Annotated in this window: 20 protein-coding genes and 1 pseudogene; 15 read left to right on the forward strand and 6 right to left on the reverse strand. The window is 33.2% G+C overall.

Annotated features, from left to right (window positions below; translation table 11 throughout):
- Positions 1 to 66: 66 nt before the first annotated feature.
- Complete coding sequence (locus FS935_RS10305) at positions 67 to 471, forward strand: YugN-like family protein (protein ID WP_146948205.1); 405 nt, start codon at positions 67 to 69, stop codon at positions 469 to 471.
- On the opposite strand, the gene FS935_RS10310 is transcribed toward FS935_RS10305, so the two are convergent.
- Complete coding sequence (locus FS935_RS10310) at positions 468 to 1463, reverse strand: potassium channel family protein (RefSeq protein WP_158638588.1); 996 nt, start codon at positions 1461 to 1463, stop codon at positions 468 to 470. The genes FS935_RS10305 and FS935_RS10310 overlap by 4 nt on opposite strands.
- Positions 1447 to 1713, reverse strand: a complete 267-nt coding sequence (locus FS935_RS10315) for an atypical membrane-integrating protein (Mistic protein) (protein WP_146948209.1) — start codon at positions 1711 to 1713, stop codon at positions 1447 to 1449. Before FS935_RS10315 ends, FS935_RS10310 begins: the two co-directional genes overlap by 17 nt.
- A gap of 177 nt (positions 1714 to 1890) precedes the next feature.
- On the opposite strand from FS935_RS10315, the gene FS935_RS10320 reads away from it, so the two are divergent.
- The 9 genes from FS935_RS10320 (at position 1891) to FS935_RS24470 (ending at position 14918) form a co-directional block, all read left to right on the forward strand.
- Positions 1891 to 2574 carry a zinc metallopeptidase gene (locus tag FS935_RS10320; protein ID WP_146948211.1) on the forward strand — a complete coding sequence of 228 codons (684 nt, stop codon included), beginning with the start codon at positions 1891 to 1893 and terminating at the stop codon, positions 2572 to 2574.
- A gap of 219 nt (positions 2575 to 2793) precedes the next feature.
- Positions 2794 to 4410, forward strand: a complete 1617-nt coding sequence (locus FS935_RS10325) for a diguanylate cyclase (protein ID WP_146948213.1) — start codon at positions 2794 to 2796, stop codon at positions 4408 to 4410.
- Positions 4411 to 4412: 2 nt separating this feature from the next.
- Positions 4413 to 5462, forward strand: a complete 1050-nt coding sequence (locus FS935_RS10330; protein ID WP_146948215.1) for a HEAT repeat domain-containing protein — start codon at positions 4413 to 4415, stop codon at positions 5460 to 5462.
- Entirely contained in the window at positions 5434 to 6861 is a 1428-nt protein-coding gene (locus FS935_RS10335; RefSeq protein ID WP_146948217.1) for a glycosyltransferase family 2 protein, read from the forward strand. The genes FS935_RS10330 and FS935_RS10335 overlap by 29 nt, the downstream gene beginning before the upstream one ends.
- Complete coding sequence (locus tag FS935_RS10340) at positions 6854 to 10117, forward strand: hypothetical protein (protein WP_146948219.1); 3264 nt, start codon at positions 6854 to 6856, stop codon at positions 10115 to 10117. Before FS935_RS10335 ends, FS935_RS10340 begins: the two co-directional genes overlap by 8 nt.
- Before the next feature lie 236 nt (positions 10118 to 10353).
- Positions 10354 to 10719, forward strand: a complete 366-nt coding sequence (locus tag FS935_RS10345) for a response regulator transcription factor (protein ID WP_146948221.1) — start codon at positions 10354 to 10356, stop codon at positions 10717 to 10719.
- Positions 10706 to 13585: an ATP-binding protein gene (locus FS935_RS10350; RefSeq protein WP_146948224.1), complete on the forward strand. Its 2880-nt coding sequence runs from the start codon at positions 10706 to 10708 to the stop codon at positions 13583 to 13585. The genes FS935_RS10345 and FS935_RS10350 overlap by 14 nt, the downstream gene beginning before the upstream one ends.
- Positions 13586 to 14186: 601 nt before the next feature.
- Entirely contained in the window at positions 14187 to 14585 is a 399-nt protein-coding gene (locus tag FS935_RS10355) for a secondary thiamine-phosphate synthase enzyme YjbQ (protein ID WP_146948226.1), read from the forward strand.
- An 87-nt stretch (positions 14586 to 14672) separates the two neighbouring features.
- Positions 14673 to 14918: a DUF2651 family protein gene (locus FS935_RS24470; RefSeq protein WP_146948228.1), complete on the forward strand. Its 246-nt coding sequence runs from the start codon at positions 14673 to 14675 to the stop codon at positions 14916 to 14918.
- A 73-nt stretch (positions 14919 to 14991) separates the two neighbouring features.
- Here FS935_RS24470 and FS935_RS10365 read toward each other — a convergent pair whose 3' ends face one another.
- Together FS935_RS10365 and FS935_RS10370 are read right to left on the reverse strand one after the other, a co-directional pair.
- Positions 14992 to 15813 (reverse strand): protein-glutamine gamma-glutamyltransferase, encoded by an 822-nt coding sequence (locus FS935_RS10365; RefSeq protein WP_146948230.1) that lies wholly within the window; start codon positions 15811 to 15813, stop codon positions 14992 to 14994.
- Between the two features lie 139 nt (positions 15814 to 15952).
- Positions 15953 to 16759, reverse strand: a complete 807-nt coding sequence (locus FS935_RS10370; RefSeq protein WP_146948232.1) for an MBL fold metallo-hydrolase — start codon at positions 16757 to 16759, stop codon at positions 15953 to 15955.
- Between the two features lie 169 nt (positions 16760 to 16928).
- Between FS935_RS10370 and FS935_RS10375 the strand changes: the two genes are divergently transcribed.
- Both FS935_RS10375 and FS935_RS10380 read left to right on the forward strand, forming a co-directional pair.
- Complete coding sequence (locus FS935_RS10375) at positions 16929 to 17234, forward strand: antibiotic biosynthesis monooxygenase family protein (protein ID WP_146948234.1); 306 nt, start codon at positions 16929 to 16931, stop codon at positions 17232 to 17234.
- Positions 17231 to 17599: a hypothetical protein gene (locus FS935_RS10380; RefSeq protein WP_146948235.1), complete on the forward strand. Its 369-nt coding sequence runs from the start codon at positions 17231 to 17233 to the stop codon at positions 17597 to 17599. The genes FS935_RS10375 and FS935_RS10380 overlap by 4 nt, the downstream gene beginning before the upstream one ends.
- Before the next feature lie 423 nt (positions 17600 to 18022).
- On the opposite strand, the gene FS935_RS10385 is transcribed toward FS935_RS10380, so the two are convergent.
- Positions 18023 to 18307, reverse strand: coding sequence for a hypothetical protein (locus FS935_RS10385; RefSeq protein WP_146948237.1), 285 nt, complete (start codon positions 18305 to 18307; stop codon positions 18023 to 18025).
- Positions 18308 to 18607 (reverse strand): DUF2089 family protein, encoded by a 300-nt coding sequence (locus FS935_RS10390; RefSeq protein WP_146948239.1) that lies wholly within the window; start codon positions 18605 to 18607, stop codon positions 18308 to 18310.
- Positions 18608 to 18725: 118 nt separating this feature from the next.
- Here FS935_RS10390 and FS935_RS10395 point away from each other — a divergent pair.
- The 3 genes and pseudogenes from FS935_RS10395 to FS935_RS10405 all read left to right on the forward strand — a co-directional run.
- A pseudogene (locus FS935_RS10395) lies at positions 18726 to 19016 on the forward strand (transposase); the annotation flags it as partial.
- A 177-nt stretch (positions 19017 to 19193) separates the two neighbouring features.
- Positions 19194 to 19655 carry a MarR family winged helix-turn-helix transcriptional regulator gene (locus tag FS935_RS10400; protein ID WP_146948241.1) on the forward strand — a complete coding sequence of 154 codons (462 nt, stop codon included), beginning with the start codon at positions 19194 to 19196 and terminating at the stop codon, positions 19653 to 19655.
- A 2-nt stretch (positions 19656 to 19657) separates the two neighbouring features.
- Positions 19658 to 22783 carry an MMPL family transporter gene (locus tag FS935_RS10405; RefSeq protein ID WP_146948243.1) on the forward strand — a complete coding sequence of 1042 codons (3126 nt, stop codon included), beginning with the start codon at positions 19658 to 19660 and terminating at the stop codon, positions 22781 to 22783.
- The last annotated feature ends 33 nt before the right edge of the window (positions 22784 to 22816 follow it).

The following is a 22816-nucleotide window of genomic DNA, read 5'->3' on the forward strand; positions in this document are numbered from 1 at the left end:
AGAAAATCCCTTTTAAGAATGCTTTTTCAGTTTATAGGAAAAGCTACAAAAAAGGGGGTATTTTAAGTGATTGAAATTCCGTCAGAGGTAGAAAACAAAAGCTTTCAATTATACTTTTTAGAGCAAAAGCTTAAACCATTAGGCTATGATATTGGTGGAAATTGGGATTATGATCATGGATCATTTGATTATAAGATTGATTCTGAGGTGGGGTACCAATTTTTGAGGGTTCCTTTTGAAGCGGTAGATGGACAGCTTGATTCACATAATACAACAGTTAAAATTGGTAGACCATTTCTATTATCACATAAATATCAAATTGGACTTGATGATCATGTGCACATTGGGAATTTTAGTGCATCCTTTGACCAGTTTCAGGAGCCACAAGATAAGGATGCAACCTTCCCAGAAGAATATATTGATTTAGGGAAGGCGCTTGTAAAGGAGCTTGAAGCTGAATTGATTGGTTAATGTGTGAACACAATCAATGCATCATTATGCTGGATTTGAAAGGAGAGGGGCGGATTAACTTTCGTTTCCTCTCCTCTTTTAATGCCAATTAATATAGATTCATCTTCTAAAAGCTGGTAACTTGCTTCTTTAAAGGTTTTACCAATAAATGAATTTGTCACTGGAAGTACTTTGAATACATTTCCACTGGCGGGATTTAGCTCTGAATAAAATTGAGATAAACCATTTTTCGCTAAATAACTACTCATCATAAAATGACTCGTAAGCTTATAAGTTCTAATAACTTCATCAGCACCTGCTCTGTTCGCGTTATTTGACTGTTGTTCTGTTAAGAGCTCAATCACACAGTATAATTCTGGGTTCATGCCTTTTAATGATAAAAGAATTAGGATAGATAACATATCAGCATCATGTTCATTCTTATGTTGATCCGCTGTAATTATAGCTGCATCAGCTTTAAGGATATTAGCTTTTTGGAGTGTTAGATCATTTGTTGCGTCACCGCGAATATACGTAACATTTTCGATCAAGGGTGACTCATTTAGAGAATCATCAATAAGGACAATTTGTTTGTAGGGTTTAACGACCTTAAGCGAATCAATCATTTCACTTGCCTTTTCATTCCACCCAATAATAACCACATGATTAGTTCCTTTGAATGCTACATTTCCTTCTAAATAATTATGTTGTTTTTTTATAGCTGTAGCAGAAATCGTAGCAAAGTATGCAGTAACAAAGCTTGCTCCTGCTAAAATCATGATCATAGCAATGCCTCTACCAAGATATGTTTCTGGTACGTAATCTCCAAAGCCAACTGTTGTAACTGTAACTAAAGCCCACCAAATGCCATCAAATGTAGTGGGAAACTCGTTTGGCTCTACTAATGCAATGACCTCTCCAAATGCTAAAATAATTAAAAGTACAAAAAGAGTAATTCTAAAATAGATTGGCCAACGCAACCATTGAGTGATTATTTTATTTGTTTTTGCCACTTGTCTCATCCTTTTTAGTTGGTAAAAATGATAATACTTCTTTTACAATGGTATTAATTTTTGATGTTACTTCTTCTTTTCCGTAAACTTCAATAGCTTTCTCGATGGTTTTTATCGTTTCTTCAGAAAAGTCAATAATAGCTTTATCTTCTTCAGATTCATTATAAAATCCAATAAAAGAATCTAGGCCTTCATTCATTTTATCAATGGCTTCACTTAATAATTTTTTTTCTTCTTCATTTACCTTCAAATGCACTCACCACTTTCAAAGGTTGAATATTTTCTTGCTTTAGTAGTATGTACAGTTCCTAGATAACCTTGCAAAAAAGCACAAATTGTAATAAGAAAATGTTTTTTTATGCTAGAAATCATGATATTGACCAAACTATATAATCAGTAAAACAGTTTTCAGGAGGGAAGCGTCAAAATGTTTTTTCATCCATTAGACTTTCTAATTATCATTGCATTCGCATTATCACTATGGGCTCAGTTTAAAGTAAAAGGGAACTTTCAAAAGTTTTCAAAAATAAAGGCGTCATCAGAAATGACAGGTGCTGAAATTGCAAGGAAATTATTAGATCGTAATGGTTTATATAATGTATCAGTGGAAAATGTTAGAGGGGCACTTACAGATCATTATGATCCAATTAAGAAGGCAGTTAGGTTATCTGAGAGTGTATATCCTAGTAATTCAATTGCAGCAATCTCTGTTGCGGCTCATGAAGTTGGGCATGCTATTCAGCACAGTGAAGCTTATGGTGCACTTGTAATTAGGCATAAAATGTTTCCAATAGTGAATTTCACCTCAGGAATTGCGCCGTTTCTTTTAATTGGAGGTTTCTTATTAGGAAGCTTGAATTTATTAGGCTTAGGAATAATCTTTTTTTCGGCTGTAGTTGTTTTTCAACTGATTACACTTCCTGTTGAATTTAATGCAAGCAGCAGAGCTAGGTCTTTAATGGTTTCAGAAGGAATGATTGTCAATGCGGAGGAAACTGGAGTGAAAAAAGTCCTTAATGCAGCAGCTCTAACTTATGTCGCAGCAGCTTTGCTTTCACTTCTTCAGCTACTTAAATTTATAGCTATTTTTTCGCAGGGCAATCGTGAGTAAAAGGAGATAAAACACTCTTTTAAATTTTTACAACATACTAACCAATTGATATGTAAGTACAAAATAAATTATAATTTACTTTTATGGAAAATAAACACATTTAAAAGATGAAATATGTCGTAATTTGTCTTAAAATATGCTAATAATAGTTATAAAGAAAGAGAGCGTTTAGTAGAAAAGAGATATTTTATATAAATTTGTTTATGGTAGGAGAAGCCAATGAATAAATATTTGCAAACTTTAGTAAAAAATGTACGAAAACAACTGGAATCTTGGTTAAATGAACATCAAATTATTCAGCATAGTGAACTTTATCGATTTTTGCATTCAATTTCAGGAACAGCATCTACAATTGGTTTTACAGTGGCTGGTGAAATGGCACAAAAATTAATGGATCAATTAAAAGAGTTTGAGGAGAAAGAGTGGACGAAAGAAGAACTTCAATCTTTTTTATTCCCACTAATCTCAATTTTTTATTATGAAGAATTTTCAAATCTTGATGAAGTTATAGAGAAACAAGCAGAAATTGAAGACCAAAAACTTATCCTAATTATTGATGATGACACAGCATTGCTCATGTATCTTAAGGATCAATTAGAAATGAACGGATGGGTTGTCATTGCTGTAGCTGATTCAGAAAGAGCCATTAATTCCTATTATGATCTAAATCCTGATTGTGTCATCATTGACATTCATATGAAGGATCGAAATGGATTGGATGTACTATTGCAACTAAAAGATCAAATGAATCAGCAGTTTATCCCAACAATTATGATTAGTGTAGATAAAACAAAGGAAATGAGAATGAAAAGCTATAAATTAGGTGCCGATGATTATATAGAAAAACCATTAGAAATGGATGAGTTTATTGTACGGATTAATCGCCAGCTGGAAAGAAAACAAGCAATAGATGATTTAATGTTAATCGACGAATTAACAAGGGTATATAATAGGAAATATTTGTCTCAAACTTATGAACGCTTGATTAGTCATTTAAAAAGACAATATGAAACATTTAGTATTGCTATGTTAGATCTCGATCATTTTAAACAAATAAATGATTCTTATGGACATGTTGTGGGTGACAATGTTTTAGCTACGTTCGCTGAAATTATAAGAAATGAGTTAAGACTAAATGATATAGTTATACGCTATGGTGGAGAAGAATTTATGGTTTTACTTCCTGATACAAAAGCAAAAGAAGCAAAGGTTGTACTGGATCGGGTTCTTAAAGAATTTTCTAACCACTCATTCACATCAAATCAAGGAGAACAATTTTCTTGTACATTTTCAGGTGGTATTCATGAAATTCAGCTAGATCAGTTAGATATGAAGAAAAATATTGAAATGGCTGATAGTGCGTTATATGAAGCAAAAGTTGCTGGAAGAGCACAAATGAAATTAGTACCAGTTAATAATGTAAACTATCATAAAAAACCTATCCACATCGGCATTATTGATGATGATCCGATAATCCGTACAATGCTGGAAGATTTAATCAATAAAAGTAAATACACCGAAGCATTTACCTTGGATATTCGTTGCTTTAAGGATGGAATGGAGTTTTTCGAATCAAGCTGGCATGAGCAAAATAATGAGCCTTATTTAATCATCTTAGATGGTATGATGCCTAGAATGGACGGGTTAGAAGTATTACAAAGACTTAGAGAGTCTCGTTTCCAAGAACGTATCACGGTCATGATGCTTACTTCTCGAAAAAGTGAACAAGACATTTCAAGAGCGTTGCAGCTTGGAGCTGATGACTATATTACAAAGCCTTTCAAATTAATGGAACTTGAAACAAGGCTTGGTCATTTAATAAAAAGGATGAAGTGAGAATGATTGAAGTAGGCATTGTATATTTATTCATTTTTTTCTTAGTGTTATTTTTTATTTTGTTATGTTTGTTTATTTATTTAATGATTGAAAAATATATGAATAATGAATCAAGGAAAAAAATCAATGAATTAAAAGAAACATATCGATTAGATATGTTTCATTTTTTACAAACGGGAAAAGATGATGATCTAAATCCACATGGTGGCTCCGAGAAGTTTATTGCTTTCTTAGAGCTTCTTAGTGAATACGCAAATGTGTTAGATAGTATGGAAATAAAACAGAAAATAAGTAAATATGCTAAGAAACATTTCACAAATCATGTAAAAAAGGAACTGAATAAAAGGCGTTGGAGTTTAAGGATGAATGCTTTATATATGATAGAGGATTTCCATATGGAGCACCTGAAGGATTCACTACATGAATTATATGGTAGAAACAACCTTACAATTGCTGAGAAATCTCAAATTTTAAGGATGTTTGCAAAATTTAATGACAGTAAATTGACAAGTTATATGCAAAAACTGGATCAGAGATTATCGGATTTTTCTATTTTGTCTATTTTATCCATTATGAATGAAGAAACTTTTGAAATTTTAGTAGAGGATTTTGTGAATTTAGATAAAAGAACTCAATTTATGGTTGTTGAGACAATTGGAAAAGAACAACTGATACAGTATCATCCATTATTGGCTAAACTTCTGGAAAGCAATGAAGAGGAAATGAGGATTAGAGCTCTAAAAGCATATTCAAATATGGGGGCTCCTATCGATAAAACTCAATTAGCAGAGTTTTTTACGTTTGAAAGCTGGCAAGTAAGGATGATGGCAGCGAAAGTTGTGGGTAAACAGAAGTTAACTAGTTATAAAGATAAACTAATAGAACTGTTATCTGATCAAGAATATGTTGTACGAACTGAAGCAGCAAAAGCAATTATCCAATTCAAGGATGGAATTGATATTCTTAAACAAGTGATTGATGAGACAGAAGATGACTTTGCAAGAGACATGGCTCTAGAATGGCATGAGAAGAAAAGAGTTGATTATTATTAACTGGTCTGGAATTTTAGTTTTTGTGAACTGGTTTGTTTTCATTTATATGTTAACGATCGTCATTGTTTATGGATTTATGCTATTTATATCATTATTGCAGATTAGAAGAAGATATGAGCTAGATAATGTTGAGCCTTATGAAGAGCTTCTACAATCAGAATACACAAAGCCAGTATCCATCTTAGTTCCAGCATACAATGAATCTGTCGGGATTTATGGAACAATTCGTTCACTAATAAGTATCGAATATCCAGAATATGAAATAATCATTATTAATGATGGATCTAAAGATGATACTCTCGAAAAACTTATATCGAAATTTAACTTAGTAAAAGTAAATAGAGTCATTCGTAAACAACTTGATACAAAAGAGATTAAGGGAGTCTATCAATCTGAGATTTATTCAAATCTAATAGTTTTAGATAAAGAAAACGGTGGTAAAGCTGATGCTCTTAATGCTGGAATAAATCTTTCGAAATATCCCTATTTCTGCTCGTTAGACGGGGATTCGATTATTGAACGAAATGCTTTTTTAAAAGTCTTAAAACCGATTATTGAATCAGATGATGAAGTAATTGCTTCTGGTGGTAGTGTCAGAATTGCAAATGGCTGTGATATACAAAATGGAGATCTAATAAGTGTTGGTTTATCGAATAAACCAATTGTTGTGATGCAGGTTATCGAATATCTACGTGCATTTTTAACAGGACGTATTGGATTAAGTAAGAATAATCTACTCCTAATTGTATCAGGTGCTTTTGGGGTTTTTTCGAAAAAGTGGGTAATTGAAGCAGGAGGATATGCTCATACAGTAGGTGAAGATATGGAGTTAGTTGTAAGACTTCACCGATTAAATAAAGAAAAAAAGCAAAATAAAAAGATCGTCTATGTACCTGATCCTGTTTGTTGGACAGAAGCTCCTGAGGATTTAAAGTTTCTTCGCAGACAAAGGAAAAGATGGCATAAAGGTTTATTTGATAGTCTATGGAAACATAAAAAACTAATGTTTAACCCTAGGTATGGCTCAATTGGTTTGTTTTCAATGCCATATTTCTTTTTTATCGAATTTCTTGGACCACTTATCGAGTTGATTGGTTATATTTCACTCGTTGTTTCTATTTTCGCAGGAAAGATTTATTTTGAATATGCAATTATGTTCTTCCTTCTTTCATTGATCTATGGATCGATCTACTCGATGGCTGCAGTGCTTCTTGAAGAATGGAGTATGGAAAGATATCCAAAGGTCAAGCATTTTACTATTTTGTTTTTGGTTTCATTAACAGAAACCTTCTGGTATCGCCCTTTAACAGTAATTTGGCGAGTAGAAGGGATGGTTGAAATGCTACTAGGTAAAAAAGGTTGGGGAGAAATGGTTAGGAAAGGTGTGTCAAATGACTAAAAAAAAGATTCTGTTGATAGTTTCTATTTTAGGGCTGTTCATTTTGTTTACTTCCCCGTTATGGACATGGCAATTAAAAAAGACTGAAAATATGAATGTTTTGATTGTTGATAAAACAGTACCTGATCAAACATTTCGTGAACATAAGGGCTTAATTTGGTTATTAAATAATTTGAAAATAAAAAAAGAAAATAATGAAAAATATGATGTAGTAAAAGATTATGTAGGCTTTGTACCATCTGATCAACCTCCTGAATTTCAAGTTAGAGAGTTCCCAGAAGATTTATCAACATACGATGTTCTCTATGTTGCAGATGGGTATGGTGTTTATAAGGATGAATATATAGGGGACAACGAAGAAGGTAATCGTTCAGAGCTTTTATATGGGGGCATCAAGCAAGATGAAGTAAGTGCGATAAATACTTCTTTAATTGAAAATAATCAAACATTAATAGCAGAATTCAATACATTTGGTTCTCCTACAGAGCCTGAAGTAAGAGAAAGCTTTTATCATTTATTAAATTTGAATTGGTCAGGCTGGATGGGTCGGATTTTCACTGATCTTAACAACAAAGAAGTTCCAACATGGGTGAGAGATAATTATGAAAAACAATATGGAGAGAAATATAGTTTTTCAGGAACAGGATTAATTTTTGTAAGTGAAGATGATGAAGTTCTCGTGTTTACAGAAGAAGATTTAATAAGTGAGTTTGTTTCATTTCAATATACCAAAAATGGACAAGAGCATTTCAAAATGAACGATCAAATTCAGTATAATTATTGGTTTGATATTGTCGAAGCAAGAGATGAAGAGGAAGTACAAGCAACTTTTGAACTCTCTTTGTCTGACCACGCAGAAAAAAAGCTGTCTACCTATAATATACCTTTAAAGTTCCCTGCTGTTATTCATCATCAAGATCATTTATATGATACGTATTACTTTGCAGGAGACTTTGTTGATCATGATAAAATTCCGAGTATTCATCAAATTTCGGGGTTAACATGGTGGCAAAAAATGTTTTCTTTTAATCAAAAGGGAAGAACAGATACATTTTTTTGGAAAGCGTATGTACCAATGATGGAGAAAATATTAACGGACAAACAAAACGGTACTTCTAAAACAGAGTTAACTCATCTGGAGCCTGAGGTTTTGACCAAAGATGGGATGAAATTAATAGGCTCAACAAATGACAAGTATCTTCAGATATATAAAGATGGTGCTTGGGAGGATATCCTCATTAAAGGTGTCAATATGGGGATTGCTAAACCAGGAACATTCCCAGGTGAGACAGGTATTACAAAGGAAGAATATGCAAGGTGGTTTGAGCAAATTAGTGAGATGAATGCAAATGGATTGAGGGTGTATACGATCCATCCTCCTGCCTTTTATCAAGCACTTTATGAGCATAATCTAAATCGTGAGGATCCTCTTTATTTATTTCATGGTGTGTGGGTAAATGAAGATGTATTCTTTAATGAAAAATTAGGGTCTACAGCATTTGATCCTGCAATAACAAATGATTTTAAAGAAGAAATACAACGTACTATTGACATTATCCATGGAAATGCAGATATTCCCGAGAGACAAGGTCATGCTAGTGGAAAATACCAGCATGATCTATCACCTTATTTATTAGGATGGATTATTGGGGTAGAGTGGGATCCTAATACTGTCTTACGAACAAATGATAAGCATTCAGATATAAAAAGCTATGATGGTCATTACTTTATGGCTGAAAATGTATCTCCATTTGAAGCCTGGCTAGCAGAGATGATGGATTTCACAGCTAAATATGAAGCAGATCATTATAAGTGGCAACATCCAATGAGCTTCACGAACTGGGTAACAACGGATTTGCTTGAACACCCTTCAGAGCCAAGTGAAGAAGAAGATATGGTATCGATAGATCCAAATAAGATAAAAGCAAAAGATACGTTCTATGCTGGAACTTTTGCATCTTATCATATTTATCCTTATTACCCAGATTTTTTAAATTATGAAGAAAAATATATAAATTATGAAGATCATAGAGGACAAAAAAATAACTATGCCGGCTATTTGAATGATATGGAAAATAGTCATAATATGCCTTTAATAGTAGCTGAGTTTGGTATCCCTGCCTCAAGAGGACTGACACATGAGAATGTACATGGACTTGATCAAGGTCATAACTCTGAAAAAGAGCAAGCTGAGTATATTGTGAGACTATATGAAGATATTGTGGAAGAAAACTTGGCAGGTGGTATGGTTTTCTCTTGGCAAGACGAATGGTTTAAACGAACATGGAATACGATGGATTATGATAATCCTGATAAAAGACCATTTTGGGATAATATTCAAACAAATGAGCAGCATTTTGGTTTACTTAGTTTTGATCCAGACAAAGAAGAGACTCAGCTACAAATAGATGGAGAGCATTCAGACTGGAGTGCAAGAAATTCTGAACCTAGCTATAAAGCAGAAAATAATCCAATAGAAAATGTCTACCTATCAAGTGATAGTAGAGGGTTATTTGTGCGAATCGATTATAATGAAAAGCTTTGGAACAAAGATGATTACAACACCTATCTATTACTCAATACAATAGGAAATCAAGGACAAACGACCATTCCAGAAGTTGATGGGTTCGAAGAAGAAGGAATTGATTTTCTTGTTGAATTAAAAGGTGAAGACGATTCTAGAGTGTTAATAGATAGCTACTATGACACGTATTATTATCACTATGGTCACATCTTGGAAATGATTGAGAAAAAATCATATGCTAATCAAAAAAATAATGGTATATATCATCGAATTCACTTAACTTTAAACAAAGAACTGACGATAAATAAAGAAGAAGGACAAGTTACAATCCCTTTCTCTTCCTATGAAACAGGAAAGTTACAATATGGAATCGGGAACCCAGAAAAAGAAGATTCTAATACTCTTTCTGATTTTTATATTAAGGATGGAACATTAGAGCTTCGATTACCTTGGCTATTATTAAATGTTAAAGATCCTAGCCAAAATGAAATTATGGGCGATATTTGGTCAGAAAAAGGATTGGATAGCAAACAGATCATTGATTTATTGAATGTAAAGGTAGTTTTAACAAACAACCAACAAGAGGTTATACAAACAGCACCTGAAACAAAAGGCGAATGGTTAAATTATAAATTGGAGAAATGGGATTTACCAGTTTCTCATGAGAGGCTAAAGAAGTCTTATTATGAATTACAAAAAGCTTATGAAGGTGCAAAAGTAGAAAGTGAATGACAAATGACAATAAAGCGCTCAGACTAATGGAGATTAAATGACAGTCTGAGCGTTTTTATAACAAGATAAGAAAGTATAAAATTTTTACCTAGATTAATGTCTAGCTCCAGGTGCCATCGGCTCGAGTCATAAGTCAAATAGGAACTGAAGGTAAAGAGCACCTTCTATTCCTATTCGCCTTATGCTTGTCGCAGATAGGCGGCGCCTTGCGCTTTTCAATTGAAAGGAGTTTGAAAATGCCCAAAATATTACTTGCAGAAGATGAAGAAGTGCTTCGTATGCTTGTCGTTGATACCCTAGAAGATGAGGGATATTCAATAGATGAAGCCTCCGATGGGGAAGAAGCATATAACTTAATTAAACAGAACACATACGATTTAATATTATTAGATTATATGATGCCGGTATACACTGGACTTGAGCTTATTGAAATGATTCGTGAAGATCAAAATTCAACAAAAATTATGATGTTAAGTGCAAAAAGCCAATCGTCAGATCAACAAAAAGTATTAGATGCTGGAGCGAATTATTTCATGTCAAAACCATTTAGTCCGATTCAGCTAGTAGAAAGAATTGAGGAGATTTTAGGTGAATCTGAATAAATATCTCAAAACTAGTTTAGCAAAACAATTTAGCTTATTAACAGCAATGATCATTATTGCATTTAGCTGTTTAATTATTTCACTCTTGATTTATCAAAATAAATTAACTCTTGATTTTCATGATAAAAATGAACAGTTAGAAACGAAGCTTGATTTATCATCAGATTTGGATTATGCCTTTAATTTAGCTGTTTCGGAAATGAGAGCATATTTTGCATATGAAGCGAATTCTTATTTTGAAAATGTAAAAAAACAAGAGGAAAAAATTGAAGATAAAATGGTTCTTTTACAAAAATACTCAGAAAACGAGGAAGATATCTTATTTTTACAAGAAGTTCAACGTTTTCATAGTTACTATTTTGAAAACATGATGCCTCGGTCTAAAGCACTTTTTGACGAAGGGAAAAAGGATGAAGTAAGGGCTATTGCAACAGAAAATGCTTCTGATCGAATTAGAGCCTATCAATCAAGTTTAAAGCAATATACCGAAAGCCTTCAACAAGCAGTAGAAGATAATTACTTACAGCTTGAAAAAAATATCCTCTATAGTCAAATTGCCTTTGCAGCTGCGCTTTTCCTGTTAATAATCGCAATGGTTATTTTCACACGAATGATGTTAGTTAGGATTGGGAAACCATTAAGAACACTTACACAAGCAGCAGGGCAAATTGCTGATGGAGAGACTGTCATTTTTACGGATAAAATTAACCGCCAAGATGAACTAGGTCTTTTATCGATTGCATTTGAAAAAATGACAAAAAGTATTCAAGATAAGGAACAGGACTTAAGTGCACAAAATGAGGAGCTACTTGCTCAACAGGATGAACTTCAAGCACAGCAATCAGAGCTTGAAGAAGCACTGGAAATGACACAAAAGCGAGAACTTGATTTAAAACTTCGTAATGATTTAGTAGAAGGGTTAGCAAATTCATTAGATAAACAAGCAGTATTAATGAGTATTGTTAAAACGATGTGTGATGTGATTAATGCTGACAAAGGAATCGTTGTATTGCTTGATAAAGGGCATGATCATGCATATTTCGGTATTTCTAAGCAAGAGTCAAAACAATTTATCCAAAACCTTGACTCTGGATTAATTACTAAAGTTATATTGACAAAAAAACCTTACACAATAAAAAGAGACTGCAATGTAGATGAACTTGCTTATCATACTACTAAGTCTTATTGTTTTGATATGTATATACCTGTTCTTTCTTCATCTGGAAGTGTTGAAGCTATTATGATGTATTCACGTTTTTCTGATCCGTTTGATGAATTAGAGCTAGATGAATACGAAGCTCTAAGTAAGCAGGTGGCTATTTCTTTAGATAAGATCAAAATCTTTGAACAATCAGAAGAAGAGAGATTATTAGTTCAAGATATATTTGATAATATAAAAGAAGGCATACAGCTTGTTGATACAAAGGGATCTGTTATTCAAATTAATAAAAAGCTGTCTGATATGATTCAATCTGATTCAGACTCAATCATACAGAACTCATATGAAGATTGGTTTAAAAAATTATCTGTTACAGTTGAGAATAAACATGATCTTAAGAAGTTTTTTGATCGTGTTCTAGTAGATGGGAAATTTGATGATCCGTCATTTGTTTATCATCAACAAAGTCCAACTAAAAGGGTAGTGCAGGTGTATTGTGAGCCATTAACTAGAAAAGGCGATACATTTGGTACAGTTATCGTTCACAGAGATATAACGAAGGAATATGAAGTAGATTTAATGAAATCTGAGTTTGTTAGCACAGTTAGTCATGAATTAAGAACTCCACTAGCAAGTGTGCTTGGATTTACAGAGTTAATGCTTAATAAAGAATTAAAGCCAGAAAGACAGAAAAAATATTTGACTACCATTTATCAAGAAGCTAAGAGATTAACGGCACTTATAAATGATTTCTTAGATGTTCAACGAATGGAAGCAGGCAAACAGACTTATGATAAACGATATGATGATATTTTACCACTTCTTACATCAATTGTTGAAACAAACCAAATAAACAGCCCTAATCATACATTACATGTTGACTCCAGAACCAGTAATACAATGGTTTTAGGTGACAAAGATAAGATCGGGCAAGTGTTTAATAACTTAATAAATAATGCGATTAAGTATTCACCTGATGGTGGAAATGTTTATGTGGACATATTTGAGGAAGGTCCTAATCTGAAAATTGCAATTAAGGATGAAGGCCTTGGAATTCCTGCTGATGCTATTGAAAAGCTATTTGCGAAATTTTACAGAGTAGATAACACAGATCGCCGAAGAATTGGTGGTACCGGCTTAGGTTTAGCTATTGTCAAAGAAATCATGAAAGCACATGATGGGGAGATTTCTGTCCAGTCAGAGCCGAAGGAAGGTAGTACATTTACTGTAAGTTTTCCAATTGTAATTGGCACACATAATCCATCTGAGAATTCAACTCAAGAGAATGACGATACGAAAGTAAATGTGATTATTGTTGAGGACGATAGTAGCCTGGCTCAGCTTTTACAAACAGAACTAGAAGAAAGTAACTTTCATGTAAAAGTTTATAACAACGGAGAAACTGCATTAAAAGCAATTAAAAGTGAGAAGCCAGATGCAATTGTTCTAGATATTATGCTCGAGGAAAAAGGAATAAATGGATGGGATATTATTAAGGAATTAAAGGAAATTGATACTTTACAATCTATACCGATTTTTATTTCATCGGCGTTAGATGAAAAAGAAAAAGGGCTTGCGCTAGGTGCTAATGAATATTTAGTAAAACCATATCAGCCGAGTAAGTTATCTAAGCTGATTCTTCAAACGTTGCTTAAAAAGGATTGGAGCGGACAAATTCTTGTTCCGAGTGAAAGTCATGATGATTAGTTGTAATTAGGCTAGTAAATATTCTAATTACTTCGAGGTGCAAAGAACTTAAAAAACTCTTTGAGAGTCAGGAAAATAGCAAAAATAACCACATAAAAAATGCTGTTGATTTTTAATTCAACAGCATTTTTAAATTAGGCGTTATGGCAAAAAAGTTTCTTTATACTAGTATTGTGTCGGTTGATTTCCGCTTCAGGATGCTCGCTTTCCGCGGGGCGGGCGGTGAGCTTCCTCGGCGGACAGCGCCTGTGGGATCTCACCTGTCCCGCTGCACCCGCAGGAGTCTCGCACCTTCCGTTCCAATCAACCAAGTTAGTTTACAGCTTCTAGCTAAACATAGCGTTTTTAAGTAACTAATCATTTGTTCATATTCAATTTGGAATAAAGTAGAGTGTGAATGTTTCTATATCTTTTATGAACAGAACCTGTTGCTTTTGCTAATTTAATATTAATCATTTCTTGCTTTGTTATAAAACTCAAAAAAATGTAAATAATATCTGATCTATATTTGTCTGCATTTTTAAATGATTATGTTATGTTTACAAGGTGACTGATAACGGTAATATATAAGGTATAAGTAATCGGAGAGGTGGTTGGTTATATGATAAAAAAGCATTCTATAAACACGAACATGCGAGATGAAATGATTGATATAACACATCTTGTGCAAGAGTTTGTTACAAAAGAAAATGTACAGGAAGGTGCGGTAATTGTTTATTGTCCGCATACAACTGCTGGGATAACCATTAATGAAAATGCAGATCCTGATGTTAAAAGTGATATGCTAAGAAGATTTGATGAAATTTATCCATGGAATGTTGTGAAAGATATGCATGCTGAAGGTAACACTGCTTCACATATGAAGGCAAGTACAGTAGGAGCTTCACAAACAGTCATTGTTTCAAATGGCAAACTGTTGTTAGGGGTTTGGCAAGGAATTTATTTCTGTGAATTTGATGGACCCCGAGTGAGAGATTTTTATCTTAAATCTTTAAACTAATGATTTTAAATTATTCTTACTTTTGATTTACTTTGTTTATGGTAAAATGAGTAAAAATAATCAGAACTAGTTCCTTTGAGGTGATGTATGGAATTTTTACTTATTCTTATCATATTTCCGGCTTTGATTTTGCTACTTTCAATTTTGGGATATATGTTTACAAAAAAAAGTTATGTAACACCAGCTATCATTTTTGTAGTATTTTCTTTTGTAATGCTGATCTTTTTCAATGAGACGTTTTTTATATGGGTTATCGCATATACTGTGTTGTCGGTCATTATGACATGTATCATTATTTTATTTCAAAAACTTTATTCTAGAAAAAAACATTAAAAAAAAACGAAAAACACAGCTATGAAATAACTAGCTGTGTTTTTCGTACTTAGTTAAAGGTCTAAGAATCGTGTCACAGTGTTAAGCAATTACATCCTATTTTTCCGACTATAGAATTTGTTGTGATGAAATTTAGTGCGTTATTACGTGAAGAATCACGAGAAAATTGATATAGATATTTGTCATCAATTCGTGTTACTTGAGATAATAAATGAGCAGATTCAGTTGCGTAAGAAGCTCTTCTTTTATTTAAAGCCTCTATTATCCCTTCTGCAGTTTTAATACCGATGCCATGACCAAAAAATAAATCATTTCCTAAATCGATTGCGTTTTCACCTTGCCAATGAGGAGTATTAGGATTAAATTGTGGATTATCAAAATATAAGCAATCACCAGGCAAGTAATCATTACCTCGTTTCGTATAGATAGGTAAATCTTCATCAGATTGCCAGTCTCGTAAATACAAACCTTGATATAACCGATCAAATTGTTTCCTGTCGATAGAATGCATAACAGCTGAATAAAAGATAATAACCATAGCTGTAGCACATTCAAATCCATATAATACACCATTTTCATAAATATCATTAATGGCCATTGATGGGCTTACCCCTGATTTAAGTTTAAAGCCGCCTTGAGGAGTTAAGTTCCAAAAATCTCCATTGCAATGAGCTCTCGCAAATGTTGTGAATTTTGCTTTACTGGCATACAGGTTTCTTGCCGATTTTATAATGGCTAATCGAAGCTGCAAAACAAATTGAAAATGTTCATTATTTAAAAACGAGTATTTGTTGTTATACCTGCTCATTTTTGCTATCATTTCATTTTGTTCTGAGGAAAGGGAAGATGATGTTAATTGATTTTCATTCTGAAGTTGATTTCCAATGATGATCATTTGTACCCTCCAAAATATTAGTCATTATACAGTGTATGGCTAATATTGATGAAGTAGAAACATGGATTTGAAAGAACTTACTTTGAAAAATATGAAAGGGGTCAGAATAAGAAACTGGTGTCTGACCCCAAGACATGTATTACTTACGATTTTGAGGAATTTCTTTTTCATCAAAAGTTTCAGTGAGATTTTTAAGATCTGTTAACAGTTCATCATCTGCCATAGGAAGTCCATGTCCACATACAGCAATAGTTGGATTCAATGCTGCAAGTTTTTTGACTGAAGCTGAAGCTGCATGCCAATCTGTTGTGAAATAAGCAGGGGGACCATGCATTTCCTGCTTTTGCGTTAGTACATCATATAAGGATTCCTGTTCAACAGTTGTAAATGCATCACCAACAACCAGTGCAGAATCACTGTTCCTAAACAGTGAGATATGCCCTGGTGTGTGCCCAGGAGTATGAATATACCTCCAGTCAGGTAAAGGTGGGACTATTCCATCGTCTTTAAGTAATTTTAGATGTGAGCTTATATCAATACTATGTCTTGGAAACATAGGAGACATTTTTGCTACTAAGCCTTCCACTTCTGGATTTGGAGGTGGATAATCAGATTTACCTGTTAAAAATGGTGCTTCTAATGGGTGAGCAAATACTGGTACATTCCACTGTTCTAATAAATCATGAATGGCTCCAATATGATCAAAATGTCCATGTGTTAGAACAATACTAGTTGCTTTGCAATCTTCTCCGAATCTTTTTTTTGCCTCCTTAATAATTATGTCTGCTGATCCTGGCATTCCAGCATCAATTAAGACAAATTCATTTGTTTCCTTCGGATTACCGATAAAACATACATTTACTATTTGTACAGACAAACAAAATACATCAGGAAGAACTTCAATTCCCATTCCACTCGTTATTGATGTCATAGGCATTTTTTCCATAATCAACCTCCAATTTATCGAATTACCTTGATAGTATCTCTTATTTACAACAGGAGTATGAAGAGGTTTTTGGTTTAAATAGTACCCGAAAGGTTTTAACAATAATTTAGATATTCTATAATAGTGATGTATTAGAAATTTTAGCATTATGCGTGGGGAGAGTTATTACATGTACATCGTCCATTCAACCTTCCATGTACCCTTGGAAAAGGTAGAAGAAGTTATAACCATATATCAAACTAGATCAAAGCTTGTAGACCAGTATGAGGGCTTTCAATCATTTCATTTATTGCAAAATGAAGTGAAAAAAGGAGAACTAACTGTTCAAATCATTTGGAATACTAAAAAAGACTATTTAAATTGGGTGACAAGTGATGCATACAAAAAGGTTCATGAATTAGAGCAGAATTACCCTGATCAAGAACTTGCTGCAATAAAGCCGATTGTGCAACGATTTGAAGTGGTTGCAAAATGAAGCAGGAGGATGTTGCAAAAGTAATTGAAGAGGTAGTGGAAGGAATATATAAAGCTTACCCAATGCTTGAAGAAAAGTATGGAAAGCTTGGAAGAGAAAAATGTATAGAGGATAATTATCATCATTTTAAACATTTAGATACAGCCTATACATTAAATGAATCAAAGATCTTCACAGACTATGCGATATGGTTAAATAATATTTTAACATCCCGCGGAATGAAAGAAGAACATCTTATTGATAACTTTGAGCGAATCCATGCATCTTTACAAAATTTTGATGATAAAGAAGCTAGCAGCTATAGAGAATATCTAGCTTCGGCAATAAGTGAATTACATAATGAAAAGATAAGAAAGGTAAATTAATGACAAGGATTTATGCGGAAGAGATAAACAATCTAAATAACCGATTGTTTATCTTTGAAAACAACAAAGGCATTAGCAGAAGTAATTAAATATGAGAAGCTGCTACTATTGAATAAGTAGTTCCGATCAAATGGTGAAATCCTAAAATAATCAAAAAATAGTCTATGATTAGCTCTGTAAATTACAGTCCTAATAGCAAACAAAAACGCTAGGGTAATATATGTGATACCCAAGCGTTTTTTTAGATTGTCTTGTTCAACTAACGCACCAGTTAGCAACTATTCTTATTGAACACTTCCTATAGTTGAGTATTGATTCGGCAACTCCTACATAGTTAACTCTCATAACCGTTCAATATATAATTAAATAAATGCTGCTCGTAATTCGTTTTATACTAAACTCTGACAATTGATTTTTTAACCGTTAAAGATTCTTCAACTCAATCTGTACTAATTCTTTATTTCGTTTCTTTTTTAAATATTCTCTACCATTAATCCAAATGCTACACAGAATTGCAAGTCCACCAATAGCTACTAGTATCAGTTTAACTACACTAAAATCATCATATTTATTAGGTATCCAATAGACCATATAAATCAGATACAGAAAAGGAACTATTGCACCCCATAAAGCTCTTTTTCTTCTTGATAGTAAAAATTGAATTACTAAAACGACAATGGCAATTAACCATCCATAAACTTGTTCCATTTATTTATCATCCTTTTCAGATTTATACTTTTCAATAATAACTTTTGCGACATCAAGGCTTACCCTTTCATCAATGACTAGATTTTTAATCATATTGATAAATTCAACATCTTCCTTCTTACTGTTTAATTCCACTTTCTCAATCAACTTATCAAGCTTTGCTCTAACTGTTGGATAAGAAACCTCATAAATTTTAGCAACCTCTTTAAGTGAACCAGAATTCAGTATAAATTTCCTGATGAATTCAACTGATTCCTTATCTAATGAAAGAATCCAATCAGGAACTTCTTCTCTATTCATACCACACCACCAACTTTCTATATAAATAATATTAAATTATTATTTAATTTAATTCAATAAAAAGTTAATTTTATTTATTTTTCGTAAAATAATAGCCTGCTAAATAATCTGTAATTAAGATATTGAAAAGTGTTAAATATGCCCATTTAGAGAGGGATGTTATAAAGATGGTGCTAAAAGGAAACCTACAACGTAACAATAAAATTAGATGAACATCAGAACTTTCAGGAAGACATTTACTTCAGAGAAAAGTCAAAGGAACGATATAAAATAGAGGCTAAAAATAGCGAATTAAAACACAGACACCGGTAGGAAGTTGCTTCATCCACGGGTCTAATTGGTATGTAGTAACAAGGTGCCATGGCCATAATCACTGTAAATCTAAAGAGATCTAAAGCTCCAAGGATAAGAATACACAACTGGCCCAGTCTTCCAAAAACATGGAAGACTGGGGTCTGAAAAATATCCTTTCTAAAAATTAATTTTATGAATACGATTATTTATTGACAGGAAGTTCATATCGTTTTATAGTTAAACACGTTAATAGTTAAAGTGTTTAAGTATTATAAGGTAGGTGATATCTAACATGAATGATAAACATATAGAAGAATTGATTAACCGATATCTTGTTGTATCCTTTGCTGTTACCAAAAAAGGGGAAAACCTTGTTAAAGATAGTATTGGTGATTTTATTACAAATGATCAGCATTATACATTAAGGTACATACATAAAGTTGGTACATGTACCTCAACTGAGCTTTCAGAGGAATTTGATGTAAAGCGAAGTGCGATTACAGCTATTATTAATCGTTTAACAGAAAAGGAATTAATCAAACGAACTCGCGATGAAAATGATCGACGTGTGATTTATTTAACTTTAACAGAAAAAGGAACAGAGCTTTATGTAAAAACAGAGGAAAAAATTCGTAAATTAGTAGAATCAATTATTACGAGTTTTGATGAAAGTGAGATTACATCATTTATTGAAACTTATGAAAAGTTAAATTCCTTATTAGACAATTTAAAAGAATGTAAATTGGAGGAGTAGAAGTGAATACAATTATTAAAGGTAAATGGTTTGTCATCCTTGGTTGGATTGCAGTTGTTGTTGGTTTGTTTTTTATCGCACCTAACATGGCTGACTTAGTACGTGATAAAGGGCAAATAAGTGTACCAGATGGATATTCATCTTCCTTAGCTGATGAAATATTAGCTGAAGTTCAAGCTGATGAAAGTGTAGGTGATATAACACAGGCTGCACTCGTTTTTCATAATGAAGATAAATTAACAAATGAAGAAATAAAAGAAGCAGAAAAAGCTATTGGGTTATTAGAAGATAATAAAGAACTTGATGTGACAGAAATATTAACCCATTTTAATGAGGAAAGCTTAAAAGAACAGCTTGTCTCAGAAGATGGAAAAACCATTTTAGCTTCAATTTCTATTAATAGAAATGATCGAGAAGCAAAAGAAATATCAGCCCTTTTATATGATACTATCGAAGGAATCAATGTTGAGCATTACTATACAAGCGGCTGGATGATAGATCAAGATGTTATGACAAGCTCGCAAGAAGGATTAAAGAAAACGGAAGGCATTACAGTTGTCTTTATACTAGCAGTATTGTTACTTGTTTTTAGATCATTAATAGCGCCTATTATTCCTTTAATCACGGTAGGTATTACGTATTTGGCATCACAGTCAATTGTGTCAATACTGGTTGATACATTGAATTTTCCAATTTCTAATTTCACGCAAATATTCTTAGTGGCTGTGTTATTTGGAATTGGTACAGATTACTGTATTTTATTATTAAGCCGGTTTAAAGAAGAACTTTCACATCGTGAGAGTGTAACTGAAGCTATTGTTGAAACATACAGAAATGCGGGTAGAACTGTGTTTTTCAGTGGATTAGCGGTATTAATAGGTTTTGCTGCTATTGGTTTCTCCCAATTTAAACTATACCAATCAGCTTCAGCAGTAGCAGTTGGTGTAGCTGTTTTATTAATTGCTCTATTTACGGTTGTTCCTTTCTTTATGGCAGTATTAGGTCATAAAATATTCTGGCCATCAAAAGGTAAATTAGAACATAAAGATAGTAAGATTTGGGAAGTGGCAGGTCGTTTTTCAATAGCACGACCAATTATAGCTCTTCTAATTGTTGCAGCAATCTCAACTCCATTTCTTCTTTTATATGATGGAAAGTTATCGTATAACTCTTTAGAGGAAATTGGTGGAGATGTTAATTCAATTAAAGCCTTTAATGCAATATCAGATAGCTTTGGACCAGGTGAATCCATGCCAACTGAAATCGTCATTAAAAATGATGAAGAAATGGATTCAACTGAGTATATCGCATTAGCAGAAAACATTAGTAAAGAACTGGAAAAGGTTGATTTAGTAGATTCTGTTCGATCTGTTACTAGACCAACTGGTGAAGTGATTGAAGACTTTTATGTATCAAAACAAGCAGAAAGTCTTGAAGAAGGACTTGGAGAAGGTAATGATGGGATTGTCCAAATTAGCGATGGTCTTGCTGAAGCTGAATCAGAATTATCAAAATCTAGTCCACAGTTAAAAGAAGCGACAAATGGAATTAATGAATTAATCAACGGCACAAGTGATATTAATTCAGGAATGAGTGAAATACAAACAAATTTGGCGAAAATTGAGCAAGGTATCCGACAAGGCTCTGCAGGTTCAACAGAAATTAAAAATGGTTTAGCAGAAGCAAAAGCTGGTGCTGAAGAAATGCTAGCAGGAAGTAATCAATTACTTGCTGGCTATGAAGATGCCGTGGCAAATTTAGGAACACTTAATCAGAAATATGAGGAAGTTGAAGTAGGGTTACTTGGACTTTCAAATGCACTTTCAAATTTATCATCTAATTTTGGCGCACTTGAGGAAAATGAGTCTTACGGAGATATTGAAAATGACGATAATTACAAGTTGATTAAAGGCACAGTACTTGATGTAGCTACAAAGCAACTCCCTGGTGTTGCAGGAGGGTTAGATGAACTAAATAATAATCTGACAAAGCTTACACAAGGCGTTGGTTTTGCAAATACTCAATTCACAGAATTAATCAAAGGGCAGAAGGAATTTTCCGAAGGGTTAGGACAGCTAATAGCTGGAATTGAACAACAGCAAATGGGATTAGATCAGTTAGCAAATGGTCAGGGGCAAATTGTTGGGAGTATCCCTCAGTTAACAAATGGATTGTCAGGTGTGACAGAGGGCCAAAAACAATTACTAGATGGCTTTGGTGATCTTGATGGTCAAATGTCTCAATTAACAAATGGTTTAGCAGATAGTGTTGATGGGTTAAATCAAGTATCTGAGGGATTAGGTTCAGCACAGGACTATTTAGCTGATTTATCTAAAACATCAGATTCTGCTGGTTTTTATTTGCCAGAAGAAGTGTTAGAAAGTGCAGATTTTGCGCAGGCATTGGATGGCTATTTATCTGATGATCGTAAAGTCATGACACTTAATGTGATTTTCGAAGCAAACCCATACTCTAATGAAGCGATTAATCAAATAGACGAGATTAATTCAGCAATAGAACGTGCAACAAAAGATACAAAGCTTGAAAATGCAAAGGTTGCAATCGGTGGTATCACGAGTGTGAATGCTGACTTAAATACAATGTCAAATAATGACTACTCACGTACAGTTGTATTAATGCTAGTTGGAATATCTATTATTCTAATATTCTTGTTCCGTTCGATTATTATGCCATTGTACTTGATAGGTTCATTAATTTTAACCTACTACACAGCTATGGGGATTAATGAAGTGATATTTGTTAATATTTTAGGTTATACAGGTATAAGCTGGGCAGTGCCATTCTTCGCATTCGTAATTTTAGTGGCTCTCGGTGTAGACTACAGTATTTTCTTAATGGATCGTTTTAATGAATATAAAGATTTGTCTGTAGGAGAAGCAATGTTACTATCAATGAAGAAAATGGGTACAGTTATCATCTCGGCTGCAGTAATTTTAGGTGGTACCTTTGCAGCAATGATTCCTTCTGGGATGTTATCGCTTATACAAATTGCGTCAATTATTTTAACCGGATTAATATTATATGCGCTTATTGTATTACCTTTATTTGTGCCAGTTATGGTCAAAACATTTGGTGCTGCCAATTGGTGGCCATTCAAAAGAGCGTAAATAAACAAATTATAACAGTTGATTTCATTATGA

The organism is Metabacillus litoralis, assembly GCF_007994985.1.
GTDB classification, from domain to species: Bacteria; Bacillota; Bacilli; order Bacillales; family Bacillaceae; genus Metabacillus; species Metabacillus litoralis.